We start from the raw sequence: 17,205 nt of genomic DNA on the forward strand, positions 1-17,205 counted from the left end.
ACCTTCCTTCTCTTAAGTAACCGCCTCTTGCGCAAGGGGCGGTTTTTATGTTTTTTAATAAAAACTATTGACGTATGTGTTCAAATGATATATATTTATACATGTCCTTACTAAAACTATTTTTGATCCGTTAGCTCAGTTGGGAGAGCGCCACCTTGACAGGGTGGAGGTCATTGGTTCGAGCCCAATACGGGTCACCATAAAAAACATTGATATAACGCGGTTTCTCTTAATTTTAGAGAAGCCGCTTTTTATATGTAAAATGCTTTCTGGCACCAAATTGGCACCTTTATCATATTAAAGTGTTTATGATCAATTTCGGATGTCTTCCGAATAATGATAAAAACTCCAGGGCATTCTGCAATCATTATGATTGGGTCTTTTCTATTGTCCTTCTTGGGAATTGTAGCCGTCCCGTCCATTTCGTCAAGGGTATAAGGCTTCGCTCTCGCATGAGTTGATCCGATACTTGTTTAACTGATTATTGTTTTGAATGTCTAAATTTTTTCTACTGATATTATTCTCTATTCTGATTGAGATAAGTTGTATTAGAGGAAAAGGGTAAATTGTATATAAATTCACAAAAAACTTTATTCTCCATCAAATTTTTGAGCTTATCATGCTACAATAAAACAAAGGATCCGTTCATGGTGTTTTACCGATCTAGAGCGATGCCATGATTGTGCTCAAATGTATAACTTTTGCAACGAACAATTGATGTTAGTGGCCATGTAGATGCTGGGAAATTTCATTTTACTAAGTTAAAGTAGGGGGAATCAAGGAATGAATGAGACCTTGTTAACGTTACGTGACAGTCGTCGTCTGAGTTATGCTGTGTATGGTGACCCAAATGGTGTTCCAGTTTTACTCTTTCATGGGACACCAGGATCACGATTCGACGGAAAATTAGTTGATGAAGAAAGGTTGAGGGGTATTAGACTCGTTGTTCCTGAACGTCCAGGCTATGGCTTGTCTGATTCAAAGGATAATAGGTTGCTTATGGATTGTATCAAGGATGTTGCCCACCTTGCGGAACACCTTGAGTTAGATAATTTTTTTGTAATTGGTATCTCGGGTGGGTCTCCCTATGCTTTGGCATGCGCTGAAAAAATGGCGGACCAGGTCATAGGAGTAGCAGTCATTTGCGGATTAGGCCCCTTGGATTACCCTGGAGCAATGGAAGGCTTTTCACAGGAAGACCAAATGGTTATGAAAGGAGATGAATCTGCCCTTTTAAAGAAGAAGAGAATCATTGAAGCAATCCATGCACAACCGGAGGCGATTTTAGAAAGTTTAGACAAACACACGGAATTTGATAGCTTATTAATCACCCCTAGGTTATCGAAGGTTTTTCTATACTCGATGAAGGAAGCAACGAGATCCTCAGAAGGAATAATCAGCGATAGTCTGATTCAGGCAAAACCTTGGAATGTGTCATTTGAACAAATTACATCACCTGTTTATTTTTGGCATGGAGATCATGACAAACTGGTTAACATTCGACATGCTAAACATCTCTCCAAAAAAATACCTAATACACAACTAAATATTATTGAAGGCGCTGGACATTTTGGTGCAACCATTACAGGCCTTAACAGTGCCCTTGACCATTTTAAAAACAGATCTGACTGATGCAATGTGGGTTAACTTGAGCATAATATAAGTTGTCGTCTGTATCGCTCCGTATAACTGCTTTACTTGAATGAAAGCTCTGCAGCAAAATTATAGTTTCGGGATTGATCATGAACGAATCCCACCAGAACGCCGAATATGAATGCCCATATTGAGTCTTTCCATTCTAGTATAAAATATCTCGCACCAAGCGAGTTTTACAGATTAAAAGCATAGAGAATTTGGTGTCTCCGCCTGCCTGTAAGGCTCCTGTAATAATTCCCATTTTCTCTAAGAATTGGTTTCCACCTTGCGATATTTTTTATTTTGTCGTGTGACACCAAATAAGATCGGTTATTTTTGCACAGCCTCATTTTTTATTAACAGTTGGATATCCTGCTTCAGAAAAACGATTAGTGATAGGACAATAAAGGTGATCATCCCCGTCATTTCTAAAGCTTCCCCGCCTTCAAAAAGCTTTACTAACCCTTCACCAAACATTTCTCCTCCTACAAAAATTAATACAATCCCCAAGAATTTAAAAATCAACTTTAAATTAAGTTTAATGGATGCTTTAAAGATAACCGCAGCAATAATAATAGCAAGTAAAATACCAATAACACTCCCAAGAGCAACCATCGCAGCATTTTCTGTAATCTTTGTCAGGTTAAAAATAACCAGTTCCGTCCCCTCACGGAACACTGATAAGAAAGATAAAACTAAAAGGCTTACCGCGCTTGTATTTTTATTAATTTTCCCTGTTACCGATGATGTGTTGTTTTGATTCCGATGCAGCCAAAGGATAAAGTAGGCAATCAGTCCAGCCGATAAAAGCATCATAATGCCTTCAAAGATCTCCTCTGAACCCTCTTCAGCCCCCTGGGCCTCGTTAAACCCAATGACACCCACTACAGCACACACAATAAAACCAAGAATAGCGCCTATGTAAACAACTTTCATCAAGTCTTTTCGTTCAATACGAACAAGATGGGCAAGAATAATGCCAATAATAAGAGCAGCTTCAAGTCCCTCTCTAAGCGAAAGAAATAAGCTATCAAACATTTGAAAACCTCCTTTATATATAAAACAAATATGAATGATTATCATTATCAATTATAAACTTAATTGATAACCCCCCATGATGTCAATAAAAAATTGAAATAAATAAATCCCCCATCACCATTTTTTTGTTGTCCTATGAAGTTAAAGTATACATTGTCATATGACTATTACCTTTACACAAAAATTGATTGGCCTTAATTAATTCCCTTTTATATGGGTTATAAGGACGTCCAAATCGATCTCCTCTCATCGAACTTCATTTTTTTCTTTTGAAGATTTAGATAACCAAGAAAAGGCCTTAAATTTTTTGGGGAACGTTCTTCTACAAAACTCCTTGCTGACATAAACGTAAAAAACCCATCTATTATGATGGGTTTTTTGGGATATTAGTAATCAAAGCCAAAATCGAAATCCTCGTTATCTTCGTTATTATTGTTCTTTTTGTTCATTGATTCAGCCATTGCTTTAGCCATGGCCTTTGCCTTTGCATTTGCTTCCGCGTCAACCCATACGTAAGAGTTACCGGTGTTTTTTATAACAGTTGTGTTGTCACATTTTCTATTTCTATTTCTATTTCTGTTTCTGTTTCTATTTCCTTCACCGTTAAATGACATTTTTCATCCACTTCCCTTTCATTTGATTAATACATTCTATGAAAAAATATAGAAGAGTGAATAAGCTATTGCCATTATATTTTATAAAATGGTAGTTTAACTTAGTACCATGGTTTATAAGTATGAACTATAAACCTGATATAGGGCCAATGGTCATAACCCAATAGATATTTACTTATCAAACCATCCTTTATGTTTAAACCACAACACCATCCCTATACCAAGAGCAGCCATAAATCCTACGACAATGAAATAGCCATACCTCCACTTAAGTTCCGGCATATTCTCAAAGTTCATCCCGTAAACCCCGGCAATAAAGGTCAATGGGATAAAAATAGATGAAATAATAGTTAAAGTCATCATAATCGTATTCATACGATTAGAGTTAAGTGAAAGATAGCTGTCACGCATATCGGCTGTAATATCGCGATTAGAATCAATCATTTCAGTAAGTTTGAGCAAATGGTCATAAATGTCGGTAAAGTACACCTTCTGGTCTTCATTAATATCCAAATGTTCAGAATTCAATATTCGATAAAGCAGGTCACGCATAGGCACAATGATTCGTCTTAATTTTAACAAATCTCCCCTGATATCAAATACTTCATCTATTAACCACCGAATGGATTTATCAATGCTTTTCCCTTCCGTTTTATTCAGCCTATCTTCAATTTGATACAATGCAGGGAAATATTCATCGACCAATTTATCCATCAGCATATAAAATACATGCGTTTTGCCCTTATCCCAAAGATTTTTGTCAGTCAAAAGCCGCTCCCAAACAATGTCGACCTCTTTCAGTTCTTTCATGTGAAAGGTAACAATGTAATCCTTGCCGACAAACATGTCAATTTCCTCTGGATCCAATGTTTTTTGATTAAGAACATGGAATACAAAGAAATTGTATGCCTCATAATAGTCCAATTTGGGGCGTTCCAATAAGTGAAAACAATCTTCAATCGCCAGTGGATGAAAATGGAAGTGTTTATCCAACATCAATCCTTCTTTTTCACTGGGCATATTAAAATCCACCAAGAACCATTTGATATGGGGGTCAGATAATTGTTCAAGCGGCACATTTTGCAAAATTTGTGAATCATTTGTGATAGCCAAAGTCCTGATCACTTTAATCCTCCCCCCGAAAAATTATGTCCGTTTTGCTTGTTCCTCCGCCATTTCATTCCGTTCACCGCCATCGGAAAGTTCAAAACCGCGGCGCATCTCATTCTCAATAATATTAGATTGTAATGTTTCAGCTTCTTCTTTCTTTACTTTCTTTACTTTCTTAACGTCTTTATCATTTTTTTGCATTTAAATTCTCCTTTCCGTTTTATTCGACCCGATACAAATAAATTTTCCAAGGTGATGTTTTGTTCACAAATGACTTTAATAAATGTAAATGCTCTTTCTCAGCATTCATAATCTGGACCGCTGATAGAATGTATTCACCGCCCATTTCCTTTAATATTTCAGTATTAAGATCTAAATGATGGACTTTCTTCTGTCCGCTATCATACATGTAATGCTTACCAAGCTCGTCCGTAAATATATAGGCCCGGCTTCCCCAATTATCAAAGTACTTTCTGATTTTATTATCCTTATCCAATTCGGGCGCGATTATTTCCCTAAATTCCCTCTTATAGGATAATGGATAGCTGACAACATACCCATCCAGCGTGTAAAAGCCGTTGTACTGTGCAATGCTTGGATGAATGCCAAGGCTGACAACGCGGTAATCCGCAGGATCCTTTCCTATGTACGCTTTGATATCTTGAAATAAATTTACAGAATAAAATTCAGCATATGTAAGGTAATGATAATAGCGGTACTTTATTTCATCATTAAACAAAAATAAAAGAGCTATTTGACTTGAAAGAAGAATCAGAGCTAATGGCTTACCAAACCTTTTAAAGCATTTCCAGATTGTGACTAAAGAGAGCGCAAAACAAATATACCAAACAGGGGGCTCAAGAAAATGGAATCTCCCCCAATTAAAAGCCTCGAAAATACCCCATTTTTCTTTTATCCCTTTTGTTCCTTCCCACTCATAAATACCATAAATAAATGAAAAAAGCAGATTAAGTAAAAACAATTTTCTTAGCATCCAAAGATTAACTTTCCTTACAAGGGCAATTAAAAGTGTTATTAAGATAATGGGTAAAACAATGTATTCGGTCATCCGCATAACATGGGTCTGGCCAAATATAAAGTTGCTAAAGCTGATTGCCAAGGAGGTCAAAGCATCCCAATTTCCCCGGTTAAATGCTTCACGGTGTGAAACAAAGTCATCACTAAAGAACATTTCGTAAATAATACGGTAGTTCACAAATAAAAAGACGGTCGTCATAATGATTAAACCCGCCAGAAAAACAACATTAACTTTTTTGGTTCTAATCCAATCAGTTAGCCATAGGAATCCCATACACGCTAAAAAGAAGACAAAACTTAAGACAAAACTCGAATAAAACGGCAAGAAAACAATAATTAGCCAATCAAACTTAGATTCTTGCCTGTTCCTTAAATTTAAAAAAGCATAGAGTGCCATCGGAAGACCCGCAATCGTTCCGCCGCCGGATGGCCAAAATGGAATAATTGCAAAAGCAACCGCTGTTCCGACAACGATCGCCATGAATTTCTTTTCTTTTATAAAATGACTTTTCAATAGAAGGATCATCCCAAAAAAGGCAAGAAAGCGCATCATGATGGCATTTATCGTGTAGGCTGTAAAGGGCTTAAAAAAGAAATAAAGCAGAATCATAATATTAAGATCAGGTTCTAGTGAATTTCTTGGTATCCCGTTCATAATATTAGGGACCTGATTATGTAATCCCCCAAACAATTTACCGCTGTCCGCAAGCACCTTATACCAGGCCACGTTAGAATCGAGGTTATCATGGACCCTAACATGCGCATCATCCCCTAATATTAGGTAAGGAGATAAATATAAGAATAGAAAAGCGATGCCAATATAAATGTAATTATTTTTTTTAAAATGATTCAATAGACTGATCAAAATATTTAACTCTCCATCAAATGATTATTTATGTACCGCTTTCTCCTTTTCCTTCATGTTTTAAAAAGGAAAATTTCCTTTTTTATATTATACTGGTGATGGCGGCAATGCATACGTGCTTTTTAGCTTATCTAATTTTTATAGGATCTATTCATTTGTTAATCATCTTTTCCATAAGAAAACCCTATCCCTTTTTAGATATGAAGTGCAGTTGAGCCTAATCACAAGCCAGCCGGACGTGCCGGAGGATTCTTTTAGTTAATCAGAAAGTATAACTTTCTGACGCACATAAGTGCAACTACACCTCTGTCTTCGCCAAAGGCTCGCCAATCGGCGAGTTTTCTTTAGTTAATCAGAAAGTATAACTTTCTGACGCACATAAGTGCAACTACACCTCTGTCTTCGCCAAAGGCTCGCCAATCGGCGAGTTTTCTTTATACAAGAGAGTCGAATCTGAAAATCGTCAGATATAAACTGCCCTTCTCCGCAGTTTGCAGTAAAAGACATTTTTAGCTTCTAAAAAACGGCCGACTATCACGCCGGTAATGGATCGCATAAAGCTGATCGAGTTTGCTGGCGCTTTCCGGATAGGTTTCCCCTTTTCGCCATAAATAAGGTTTCATAGCAAGGAGATCGTTCCATAACGGTTTAAAATTATGTCCAATCATAAATGAACACGATGTTGATGTCCTTCCCGTTACGCTCATAAGGTACACTTTGCTCAGAGAAACGAAGGATTAGTAAAAAATAAAATCAATTGGAAGTGAGCTTTCTTGTATAGTACCCCTTATGCTGCAAATCATAACAGCAGGAGGTGTGGCCAATGAGAAAAATCCTCGTGATCACCGGCATGATTTTATTACTCATGATCACTTATACTGAAGCTAAAGAAATTGAGAATAAGGAAGTTATGCCGCCTTTTAATGAGTACCATGACCGAGAAAAAAATCAAACATATGGGAATTTCTTACTTGAACTTTGCCGGGGTGACATTATAAGAGCAATGAAAGATTATTATGATGGACATGACATTGATGGCTACGCTACGCCTTGGTGGGAACAATACGACATGGTATCTATTTCGGAAGCAAAACAGGAAGGGATTCAAGCGTATCCTTTTATCGTTACTTTCACCTTAATACCTCAAGAAAACAATGGAAATGATGAACCACAGAATTTGGGTACTGACACATTATATTTTGCTATCAATCCTTCACTATTTACAACAAAGGATTTTCAAAAGGGACATTATCCTGTAAAATTGTTAAAATATGAGCATCATGAACCGCCAAACCAAAGTAATGATTAAAGGATGTCTTATATGTTTACACAAGCTGCATTATTCTTAGCTATTTTATTTCTAATCGGGCTCTTAGCCAAAAATCAATCACTAATGATTGCGGCAGCCCTTCTATTTGTTATTAAAGTATCCGGACTTGACAGTAAAATATTCCCGACGCTTCAGTCTAAAGGGATCAATTGGGGCGTCACGATCATCCTCATTGCAGTGATAGTGCCAATCGCGAGCGGTGAAATTGGCTTCAAACAATTGGTTGACACTGTAAAATCCCTCGATGCATGGATTGCTATCGGGGCTGGGGCTCTCGTTGCCCTTATTGCAAGAGGCGGCATTGACCTTTTGTCAAATAATCCCCAAATAACCATCGCCTTAGTTTTGGGTACGATATTAGCTGTCGGTCTATTTAAGGGTGTACCGGTAGGACCACTCATCGGCGCTGGGATTGCTTATTTTGTGATTCAGGCCGTCCATTGGGGACAGAACCTATAATGGGAGGGCACCGCCTCCCCATCACATGGTTACCCTATTTCCTTCTGGTCTTCTTCTTTCTTCTCCTTTAAAAGCGCCCCTCTCGCTTCCTCTTCATCACGAAGATGGTGAGCCAAGCGGCTTGAAGCGTTTGCGGCAATACTCGCTACGATATCATCAAGAAAGGTGTGCACACCTTGGCCGGTTTTTGTATCAAGTTTCTTAATAATTCCTGTTTTCGCTTTATCCAAATGGCCATAAGTTGTCACAGCGATACTGCCGTATCCAAACACCGCTCCGATGGCAATGGTTTCGTCCACGCCAAAAAGGCCTTCATCCTGTTCCACAATAGTTTGGAGTGGCTCAGATAACTGCCCTTTTTCGGCAAGTTTATCTAATTCCACCCCAACTAATATGGCATGCTGCATTTCCCGCTTTTCAAGCACAGCTTCTACACTTTCCAAACATGTTGGTATGGTCAAATCCGATGCATAAGGTGATTGCATATCATAAACAATTTCTGCAATATCCTTCATTTCCACCCCGCGTTCTTTAAGAAGGGACCGGGCGGCTTTTGCAACCTCATTGCTGTGTACTCTCTCTGTTCTCATGTTTTTCCTCCCCCTCATAATGGGTATGATATATACCCCATACTAATAGTATAACATTTATGCCGGCCTAATGAATGTTAACGCACCCTCAGATAAAACCTGAAGCACCAACCTTTTCAAGAGTTTATGTTAAAATGGTTATAAACCGTCGATATGTTGGAGGAACATCATGCCAAAACTTAAAGGAAAAATCGAAGAACTTACAATCACAAGCAAAGCGTTAGAAAGGGAGATGCCCCTTCTGATCTATTTGCCGCCGAATTATTCTGACCTGTATACCTATCCCCTCGCAATTGTCCAAGACGGGCGGGATTACTTTCAACTCGGACGTCTTCCTAAAGTTGCCGACCAGCTGATCGAGGCGGGAGACATTGAAGACCTTATAATGGTGGGAATCCCATATGAAAACCCAGAGGTTCGGTGGGAAATGTATCATCCAGATGGCAAATGGCATCAAGAGTATGTCACATTTCTTGTATATGAATTATTGCCATTCATAAAGGAACATTATGCCGTTTGCGACCTTGCAGGCAATAGAACATTAATCGGTGATTCCTTGGGAGGGACAGTTTCATTACTAACGGCCATACACTATCCTAACACATTCTCAAATGTCATCATGCAATCTCCTTATGTAGATGAAAGGATTGTCAAAACTGCGGAAGTATCAGCTAATTTGTCAGCCTTTTCTATTTACCATGTGATCGGAAAAAAGGAAACCGAAGTCAAAACAACACACGGAAAAATTCAAAATTTCCTAGAACCAAACAGGGAATTAAAGGATATCCTTTCATCAAAAACCATGGCTGATTACTTCTACCATGAACTTGAAGGTGATCACACATGGAAGTCATGGCAGCCTGATGTTTTCCGCTCGCTTCAGGAGATGTTCAAAAAGAGCAATTATTAAAATAATGGTAATATTATTAATGAACATTTTTTGTTATAATAGTAATAAGATACACGAAATGTACTAGGAGGGAACAAGGAATGAAATATGGTGTTGCAATGTTTCCATCAAAAGAACTCCAAGATAAAGCGAACTCGTTAAGAAAACGTTACGATCCTCACTATGCCTTAATTCCGCCCCATATTACGTTAAAATCACCTTTTGAGGTCGAAGAAGACCAAGTTGAGGACGTTATCAGCAAAATCAAAGAGGTCGCAAAGTCTACTGAACCAGTAACTATTAAAGTCAATAAGGTTGGTTCCTTTAGCCCAATTAACAGTGTCATTTATTTTAAAGTTGAACCGACGGACCAAGTGATTGATCTTTATAAAAAGCTTCATAGCGATAATTTGGAAGGAAACGAGGATTATACCTTCGTCCCTCATGTCACCATTGCACAAAATTTAACTGATGAAGAGCATTCCGATGTTCTTGGAAGTTTAAAAATGAAGGATATTCATCATGAAGAAGTGATCGATCGATTCCAGATTCTCTATCAACTTGAAAACGAATCGTGGACAGTTTATGAAACGTGCCATTTAGAAGGGAACAATTAGGCATATGAATGTCGTTATAGCTGAAACCAAAGGGCATTATGATAATGCCCTTTCGGTTCGTTACAATGTTTTTGTGAATGAACAAAATATATCGCCCGAAGAAGAAATCGATCAATATGAGAAGGATGCGGTCCATTTCGTTGCTTACGATGAAGACATGCCGATCGGCGCAGGTAGAATTCGGGTCATAGATAACAAGGTGAAAGCCGAGCGGATTTGCGTTCTTGCCAGCCATCGCGGAAAAAAAGTGGGGCAGGCTATTATGGCAAAAATTGAAGACTTTGCTAGAAACAATGACAAAACTTCAGTGGTGCTAAATGCGCAAATGCGGGCTGTCCCCTTTTATAAAAGAATTGCTTATAAGGTGACATCGGATGAATTCATGGATGCTGGCATTCCTCATGTTCAAATGGTTAAGAACTTAGTATAAACCTCCCCTGCAGCAACCTGGCTGCGGGGGTTACTATTTCGTCGCCTTAATAACCTTTTCAGTCACTTACATACTTTCTCTTCATCATTCACATTCTAATTATAAAAGGGAGGGCTGTTTGTGAAACATTTTGGGTCATTAACGATTGAATTGACTGTTGGTTTGTTTGCATTGCTTCTCCTGCTTAAAATTATGGGCCGGTCATCAATTGCTGAAGCGACACCTTTTGATTTCGTTTCTGTCGTTGTTTTGGGTGATTTCGTCGGTAACGCGATTTACGACCCTGATGCAAAAGTAACCTCTATCCTTTATGCCATTGCATTGTGGGCTGTTCTTATCCTTCTAATTAATTTTGTTACTATGAAGGTGAACAATTCAAGGGGAGCCTTTGAGTCCAAACCGGCGATTATTATCGGCAATGGTGTCCTGGATCGGCAGGAAATGAAGAAAAACAAACTTGATATGAACAGGCTTCAAGCATTGCTAAGAGATAAGGATGTTTTTTCTTTTCGAGAAGTGGAGTACGCCATACTTGAGGCGAATGGTAAAATTTCAGTCATTAAGAAGCCCATATATAATAATGTTTTTAAGAAAGACTTAAACTTACCAGTAGCAACAATCACTCTTCCTGTTACATTGGTCAGTGACGGCGTTATTATGAAGAAAGGCTTAGCTGCAATTGGCAAATCGCAGGATTGGCTGCGGAATGAGCTCAGCGCCCGGGGGATTAATGACTTTAGAAATGTATTTATAGCGGAATGGCGCCAAGAGGACGGTCTCTTTATCCAAGAAGGGATCTGACCCCTGAGGGTCAGACCCCTTCTTTTAAATCCAGGATCCGCCAAATGGCGGCCGGTTTTCTTCTTGATTTCCTTCTTGATTACCTTCCTGGTTTGCTTCTTGGTTTTCACCGGCATTTTCTTCTTCATTCACATTAGCATTTTCCTCTTGCCCATCCTGAACTTCTTGCACTTCAGGTTCGGCTTGTTCCTCTTGCCTATAAATCGGAAACCCCCAAAAATCCCGTTGAATCGGCGGCTGCTGCATATTTTCTTGTTGTTGCTCGTTAGGTCTTGGACCTCCCTGCGCTGCCTCTCCTTCATGGTGTATTACGATTTCATTAGCCTTAATGTGTAATTTATCAACGTGGATTGTTTTCGGCTTTTTTTTGTTTTCGTCAGACATATCTACCCCTCCTGAAATGGTCTCGTGACACTATATGCGAATGTGCAATAAAATGTATGGACCTCAGCCTAAGCATTGAATAAAGACCACAATATTTATACATTTATTAAGATCTGATTTGCAGCTTTTACCTTATAATCAATGTCTTGAAAATAAACAAACACTTCTATTGATAGATGATTATAGAATTGATTTTCAACAGGAACTTGGAAATCATTTAAACGCAGTGATTCACCTGGATCAACTGAAACTTTATTTAATGGATGCACCCATATTTCACCGCGCTCTTTTGATTCCTTCGCCCAGTCATTATCAAGAAAGACCCAACAGACGCCATCTATGTCGCCTTCTCTTGCCAGGGCATCATCAATATGGTACACACGCCCCTTTAACACAGCCGTGTCGCCGGGATTAAAGCGAAAGCATAACATCGGTGTGCTTAATGGTTCCTCACCAACATTTTCAATAACGAAATCCCCCCTAATTATATGGCGCTTTTCTTCTAAAATGATGGCATAGTCGCTATATGTTATCGCCCTGTATGAAGGCCTTGTAACATTATTACTTTCACTCAAATTAGGTTCTTCTGAAAGTTGGGGTTCACCGGTTGCTTTTAATCGTTTCTCAAGTGTTAAAAGCCTTCTCTTATAGACTGCTATTTCTTTTTCTTTTTCATTGATTTCCTGCTGCACCTCACCAAGGAGCCGTTCAAATCCTTTAACTCGTTGCTGATATGTCTCATTATCGACATCATCTTCAGATCTTTGGCTTTTTTGCAATGTTTCAATTTTCACTTGTAACCCTTGAAGCTGTGTCTGGTTCTCTTGTGTTTCCCTGTCATATTTTTCTTTTAACTGTCCATAGGCATTGCTCAGAGCTTCTAATTCCTTTTGTATTTTGTCATGATCTGCAGCTTGTATCTTGGTTTCTTGTAATTGCTGTTCCACCTGAGTTAGCTGTTCCTTTGTAAATATGAAATCCTTTTCTAACTTCAGGGCCTTTTCCTTATAGTATTTCTGACGGCTCACTAAACGCGCATAACTTAATGCTTCTTTTGGTTCATCCAAAACCAACGCCCCCTAAAGGTATAGTGGTCTTTTATCAGCATATGAATGTGCACGCCTAGTTTTGCCTGTCTCATTTTAAAAAGGGGTCTGACCCCGAGGGGTCAGACCCCTAAAAAAAGAGTGAGACAAAGCTCACTCTTAAACGCCGGATTTCATTTTGATATCTGAGAATTCTACACAATCTTCAACATTAATGGAACCTTCCCTAACATTGACAACTCCTGTGTCAAACGCAACATGGCCTGTTCTTTCTTTAATTAATTGAACTTGGAATTGATCACCGTGTGTGCTGTTAACGAGGGCCAGGTTGAAATCCAGTCTATGGCCTTTGTCAGTACGTCCTTCACCGCTGACGATGAGTTTCAAGCCGCCATCACATTCTTTGCATTCAAGGGAATCTGCATCAAAGCTTGTCGCATGGAAATTAACATCCTTCAAGCCGTCGGAACGGTCTGTATCATTAAATGTGAAGTCAAAGACACTGTCTGATATGTTGCAATTCGGACAAATGTCTACGAGAATGCCGGCTTCACCTTTTTCTGTTGCATCATTGTCCGTGTAACCGGTTGCTTCGCCATTGGCTGAACAATCACAATCATTTTGACCTGGGAAAATGTCCGGGCATTGCTTCGGAAATTCAATCGGCGGACATTGATCAACACTTCCCACAGTTTCAAGATCGTTATCCCGCGGCGAGCAGAATTTTGCAAGCACCTCTAGCTTCACTTCAGCTTCGACTTGAACATCGACACAGAAAATGACTTCAATTTTAATGGCTGAAGGTGCTGGGCAGTTGAGCATTAATGAGCCCGAATGGTTTTTGCATATAATCTTTGATACCCGGCATAAAAGCTCGGTGCCATCGGGATAACAAAGAACAAAAGATTCAAGCGCGGATACATCTGCATGAAGCTTAGTTACAATTCTTCCGTGTCTGTCGACTACCTCCACAACAATATCCGCAGTGAAAAGAAGTTCAACGAGTTGGGCATCAACAAATTCACCACTTATCGGCACAGTAACGTCGCGTTTTTCACCTACTTGATCACAGTAGAACCCATTATCGTCACACAAATTTGGATCACTTTGATTTAAAGGGAATAACGGTGGTGTTTTTGGCCCTTTGCAAATGATGCGAAGCGGACGGCGATTTGGGTCCTCCATTGCACATTCTATCGCTTCCAGCTGCTCATCAGTAAAACATAGGTTTTTGGTTACAGAAAGTGTGTCAGTAACCCAATCGTATACTTTAGGAACCCGTATACATTCATCTTGCAGGCTATTTTGCGCCTTACGGTTATTTCTCTGTTTATGATTGTTACCCATTACATACCTTCCTTTCTTTCAACACTAATCATTGTTGATTGGTTCATTACATAGTATGGGTATGACCAAGATATTGGCACACATCTAGCTGCCCAAATTTAAACGATTGTCTTAAAGAAATCAACTTATTTATAAAGGAGGTGATTAATAATGCATGATATTAAAGTAGACGGCAAAGTGCTCACTTGCACAGAGAGCAAGCTCAAAAAGCTGAGAACCATTCTGCCATACTGGGGACTGACCCTCAGCAGTTCTTTAAGGATCACCGGCTGTCTTGGAAACATAAATGTTAATATTGTCACTAATGACCTTTCCCTACTGGCAAAAATAAGACAGATCTTGTCACATACACAGCTGTCCCTAACGTCGAACCCGGCCCTGGCAAGTGACTTTGAAATTAAGCTGACCCCTGATCATTCACATCTTGCATCTATTTTAACTGATAAAATAACTTACCATCTTAAGCCATCAATTGACGGAACATATGATGGTATAAATAAAGCCATCTATAAAAATATATGGCTGCCTGTTAGAAGTCCCGGCACACAAGTAACGATTCACTCTGACTACATGAATCATGCCGCTGAATGGACCGCCTATCTGATTTTACAATATACACGCCTGACACCGTTTCCTAAGGTTACCAGTCTGTCAAATCAGGATTACAAAAATTTTATTAATGAGGTGTTGGAGCCGCTTAATCCAGCATTTGCTTCCTTGCAATCCAGTTGTTTAAAGGGGGCTGATCATTGGCCGGCCCCGCCGGAAAGATTCAAGCCCAGTCTAAGAAGAACCGAGGAATTGCTAACATTAGGGAAAGGTCGTAATGACGAAGGTGATTACAAGGACAATCAATTAGAAGAGGATAATAGAAATGAATCGCTTTTTACAGGGCACACCAAAAAGCGGAAAGATCCCGATAATAAACCTTTTCAACCTTTTAAAAACAAGACGGAAGCCCAGCAAACAAATAATCTCTTTGAACAAGACTCACATAAAAACCCAATTAATCCATTTTCAAAGAAGAAAAAAACGTTCAGCACCATTGATCCATTTAATAATAAAAATTCATAATGGGAACACGGCTCTTCCTTAAGCTGAATATCATATAAATATAGAAAAAAGCTTGGCACTCCTGCCAAGCTTCCATGCAGTGCATCTCTTGCATGACCTTAGATTCACTGCATCTTTTTATTCAAGGGGTGAATGAGATGGAGAAACGCGATGTCCAATCCTTGTATCGAAACATAAAAAGGAATAGGATGAAAAATAAGAGACGTACAAAATCATTATTTGAGCCTAAGAAGAGCCAAGGCTGCAGCACGTGCGGAAAGGTAACTTGGAAGCCCTATGATAAGAATTGAACCGATATGAAAAGGGACCCCGCTGCATTCCTGAGGTCCCTTTAAAATTAAAATCCTACAATATTAAATCCGCTGTCAACATGAAGCGTTTCACCTGTCATTCCGCTTGATAGGTCACTCATCAAAAACAAAGCCGTATTCCCCACATCTTCAGGTGTGATAGTCCGGCGAAGCGGTGAACGCTCCTCAATCACTTTAATAACGCTGTTAAAATCGGAAATGCCTTTTGCTGAAAGTGTCCGAATCGGACCTGCGGAAATAGCATTAACACGAATGTTATTTTTGCCAAGGTCATTTGCCAAATACTTCACACTAGCGTCAAGGCTCGCTTTGGCTACACCCATCACATTATAATTTTGAATGACGCGCTCACCGCCGAGATACGTCATCGTCACAATACTGCCGCCCTCTGTCATAAGATCCTTGGCTGCTTTCGTTACAGCCGTTAAGGAATATGCGCTGATATTTTGCGCAAGCAGAAAACCGTCACGAGTCGTGTTCATGTAGTCGCCATCCAGTTCTTCTTTATTTGCGAAGGCTATACAATGGGCAAGACCATGAATCACGCCAACTTCATCCTTAATGGCTGCGAAAGTTTGGTCAATCTCTTCGTCATTCGTTACATCGCAAGGATAAAATAAACTATTTTGATTTTCTAATGTAGCTGCTAGCCCTTCAACACTAGCCTTAAAACGCTCACCGATATAGGTGAAAATTAATCGGGCGCCCGCCTTATCAAGCGCTTGAGCAATCCCCCAGGCAATGCTTCGCTTATTAGCGACCCCCATGACAACATATGTACGTCCTTCTAAAGATAAGTTCATAAATTAACCTCCTACATAATCCTTACATTTTATACATTATACCACGAAATCATATAGTAAAGAAAACTTGGCTTTTCGCCAAGATGCTTTTACCCATATGCTTTTTTCCGAGGATTATAAAAACTGCTCATAAAAAAAGAACTTCCCTTGGTGAAGTTCAGTAAAAGTTTTTATTGGAATGACCCGTACGGGATTCGAACCCGTGTTACCGCCGTGAAAGGGCGGTGTCTTAACCGCTTGACCAACGGGCCTTAATTTTGTGGCGGAGAAGGAGGGATTTGAACCCTCGCACCGCTTACACGATCTACTCCCTTAGCAGGGGAGCCCCTTCAGCCACTTGGGTACTTCTCCATAATGGAGCGGGTGATGAGAATCGAACTCACGACTAGAGCTTGGGAAGCTCTTGTTTTACCACTAAACTACACCCGCATATTTCTCAATAATTCTTTTATGTAGGTAATTATGTATGAATATCAACGTTAATTAATGGAGGAGGAAGAGGGATTCGAACCCCCGCGAGCCGTTAAGCCCCTGTCGGTTTTCAAGACCGATCCCTTCAGCCAGACTTGGGTATTCCTCCGAAATTAATGATTGGTGGCGGTAGAGGGGATCGAACCCCCGACCTCACGGGTATGAACCGTACGCTCTAGCCAGCTGAGCTACACCGCCAATAAGAAATGTATTACTGTATTCGAATCGTTAATTTTCCTTTAAGTCTCATAAATGAAGTGGTCGGGAAGACAGGATTTGAACCTGCGACCCCTTGGTCCCAAACCAAGTGCTCTGCCAAGCTGAGCTACTTCCCGTAAAGTGGCGCGCCCGAG

At 39.6% G+C, this 17,205-nt stretch carries 18 protein-coding genes and 7 tRNA genes; 9 read left to right on the forward strand and 16 right to left on the reverse strand.

Going from position 1 to position 17,205, the window contains the following annotated elements:
- Positions 1-124 precede the first annotated feature (124 nt).
- Positions 125-200, forward strand: a tRNA-Val gene (locus tag EV207_RS21565).
- 583 nt (positions 201-783) lie between these two features.
- Complete coding sequence (locus EV207_RS21570; RefSeq protein ID WP_132748353.1) at positions 784-1,632, forward strand: alpha/beta fold hydrolase; 849 nt, start codon at positions 784-786, stop codon at positions 1,630-1,632.
- Between the two features lie 333 nt (positions 1,633-1,965).
- Here EV207_RS21570 and EV207_RS21575 read toward each other — a convergent pair whose 3' ends face one another.
- The 5 genes from EV207_RS21575 to EV207_RS21590 form a co-directional block, all read right to left on the reverse strand.
- A complete protein-coding gene (locus tag EV207_RS21575) occupies positions 1,966-2,673 on the reverse strand; it encodes an FTR1 family iron permease (protein ID WP_132748355.1) in 708 nt (235 codons plus the stop codon).
- Positions 2,674-3,059: 386 nt separating this feature from the next.
- Positions 3,060-3,287: a hypothetical protein gene (locus EV207_RS21580; protein WP_132748357.1), complete on the reverse strand. Its 228-nt coding sequence runs from the start codon at positions 3,285-3,287 to the stop codon at positions 3,060-3,062.
- 171 nt (positions 3,288-3,458) lie between these two features.
- Complete coding sequence (gene corA, locus EV207_RS21585; RefSeq protein WP_132748359.1) at positions 3,459-4,412, reverse strand: magnesium/cobalt transporter CorA; 954 nt, start codon at positions 4,410-4,412, stop codon at positions 3,459-3,461.
- Between the two features lie 21 nt (positions 4,413-4,433).
- Positions 4,434-4,598: a hypothetical protein gene (locus tag EV207_RS23235; RefSeq protein ID WP_165887038.1), complete on the reverse strand. Its 165-nt coding sequence runs from the start codon at positions 4,596-4,598 to the stop codon at positions 4,434-4,436.
- A 19-nt stretch (positions 4,599-4,617) separates the two neighbouring features.
- Positions 4,618-6,300 carry a DUF6044 family protein gene (locus EV207_RS21590; protein WP_132748361.1) on the reverse strand — a complete coding sequence of 561 codons (1,683 nt, stop codon included), beginning with the start codon at positions 6,298-6,300 and terminating at the stop codon, positions 4,618-4,620.
- An 823-nt stretch (positions 6,301-7,123) separates the two neighbouring features.
- On the opposite strand from EV207_RS21590, the gene EV207_RS21595 reads away from it, so the two are divergent.
- Positions 7,124-7,609, forward strand: a complete 486-nt coding sequence (locus EV207_RS21595; RefSeq protein ID WP_132748363.1) for a hypothetical protein — start codon at positions 7,124-7,126, stop codon at positions 7,607-7,609.
- 12 nt (positions 7,610-7,621) lie between these two features.
- Positions 7,622-8,089 carry a DUF441 domain-containing protein gene (locus EV207_RS21600; protein WP_132748365.1) on the forward strand — a complete coding sequence of 156 codons (468 nt, stop codon included), beginning with the start codon at positions 7,622-7,624 and terminating at the stop codon, positions 8,087-8,089.
- A 29-nt stretch (positions 8,090-8,118) separates the two neighbouring features.
- Here EV207_RS21600 and EV207_RS21605 read toward each other — a convergent pair whose 3' ends face one another.
- Complete coding sequence (locus EV207_RS21605) at positions 8,119-8,679, reverse strand: phosphatidylglycerophosphatase A family protein (protein ID WP_132748367.1); 561 nt, start codon at positions 8,677-8,679, stop codon at positions 8,119-8,121.
- Between the two features lie 169 nt (positions 8,680-8,848).
- Here EV207_RS21605 and EV207_RS21610 point away from each other — a divergent pair, with 169 nt between their 5' ends.
- The 4 genes from EV207_RS21610 to EV207_RS21625 all read left to right on the forward strand — a co-directional run bounded on the left by EV207_RS21610 (position 8,849) and on the right by EV207_RS21625 (position 11,416).
- Positions 8,849-9,589: an alpha/beta hydrolase gene (locus EV207_RS21610; RefSeq protein WP_132748369.1), complete on the forward strand. Its 741-nt coding sequence runs from the start codon at positions 8,849-8,851 to the stop codon at positions 9,587-9,589.
- 80 nt (positions 9,590-9,669) lie between these two features.
- Positions 9,670-10,185, forward strand: a complete 516-nt coding sequence (locus tag EV207_RS21615; RefSeq protein WP_132748371.1) for a YjcG family protein — start codon at positions 9,670-9,672, stop codon at positions 10,183-10,185.
- Positions 10,186-10,189: 4 nt separating this feature from the next.
- The gene (locus EV207_RS21620) at positions 10,190-10,615 is read left to right on the forward strand and encodes a GNAT family N-acetyltransferase (protein ID WP_132748372.1); all 426 of its coding nucleotides are present in this window, start codon (positions 10,190-10,192) and stop codon (positions 10,613-10,615) included.
- A gap of 120 nt (positions 10,616-10,735) precedes the next feature.
- Positions 10,736-11,416, forward strand: coding sequence for a DUF421 domain-containing protein (locus tag EV207_RS21625; RefSeq protein ID WP_243647203.1), 681 nt, complete (start codon positions 10,736-10,738; stop codon positions 11,414-11,416).
- Positions 11,417-11,440: 24 nt separating this feature from the next.
- Here the strand turns inward: EV207_RS21625 and EV207_RS21630 are convergent, their stop codons facing one another.
- The 3 genes from EV207_RS21630 to EV207_RS21640 form a co-directional block, all read right to left on the reverse strand.
- Positions 11,441-11,800: a hypothetical protein gene (locus EV207_RS21630; protein ID WP_132748374.1), complete on the reverse strand. Its 360-nt coding sequence runs from the start codon at positions 11,798-11,800 to the stop codon at positions 11,441-11,443.
- A 95-nt stretch (positions 11,801-11,895) separates the two neighbouring features.
- Positions 11,896-12,867 (reverse strand): hypothetical protein, encoded by a 972-nt coding sequence (locus EV207_RS21635; RefSeq protein WP_132748376.1) that lies wholly within the window; start codon positions 12,865-12,867, stop codon positions 11,896-11,898.
- A gap of 138 nt (positions 12,868-13,005) precedes the next feature.
- Positions 13,006-14,193: a BMQ_0737 family morphogenetic spore coat protein gene (locus EV207_RS21640; protein WP_132748377.1), complete on the reverse strand. Its 1,188-nt coding sequence runs from the start codon at positions 14,191-14,193 to the stop codon at positions 13,006-13,008.
- A gap of 150 nt (positions 14,194-14,343) precedes the next feature.
- Here EV207_RS21640 and EV207_RS21645 point away from each other — a divergent pair, with 150 nt between their 5' ends.
- Positions 14,344-15,267: a hypothetical protein gene (locus EV207_RS21645; protein WP_132748379.1), complete on the forward strand. Its 924-nt coding sequence runs from the start codon at positions 14,344-14,346 to the stop codon at positions 15,265-15,267.
- Positions 15,268-15,604: 337 nt separating this feature from the next.
- On the opposite strand, the gene fabI is transcribed toward EV207_RS21645, so the two are convergent.
- The 7 genes from fabI to EV207_RS21680 form a co-directional block, all read right to left on the reverse strand.
- Positions 15,605-16,381: an enoyl-ACP reductase FabI gene (gene fabI / locus EV207_RS21650; RefSeq protein WP_132748381.1), complete on the reverse strand. Its 777-nt coding sequence runs from the start codon at positions 16,379-16,381 to the stop codon at positions 15,605-15,607.
- A 179-nt stretch (positions 16,382-16,560) separates the two neighbouring features.
- Positions 16,561-16,632: transfer RNA gene (locus EV207_RS21655), tRNA-Glu, on the reverse strand.
- 9 nt (positions 16,633-16,641) lie between these two features.
- Positions 16,642-16,732 (reverse strand) — tRNA-Ser (locus EV207_RS21660).
- Positions 16,733-16,736: 4 nt separating this feature from the next.
- Positions 16,737-16,810, reverse strand: a tRNA-Gly gene (locus EV207_RS21665).
- Positions 16,811-16,868: 58 nt separating this feature from the next.
- Positions 16,869-16,961: transfer RNA gene (locus EV207_RS21670), tRNA-Ser, on the reverse strand.
- Positions 16,962-16,973: 12 nt separating this feature from the next.
- Positions 16,974-17,050: transfer RNA gene (locus tag EV207_RS21675), tRNA-Met, on the reverse strand.
- Positions 17,051-17,110: 60 nt separating this feature from the next.
- A tRNA-Pro gene (locus EV207_RS21680) sits at positions 17,111-17,187 on the reverse strand.
- Positions 17,188-17,205 lie beyond the last annotated feature (18 nt).

This window comes from Scopulibacillus darangshiensis (genome assembly GCF_004341035.1).
GTDB classification, from domain to species: Bacteria; Bacillota; Bacilli; order Bacillales; family Sporolactobacillaceae; genus Scopulibacillus; species Scopulibacillus darangshiensis.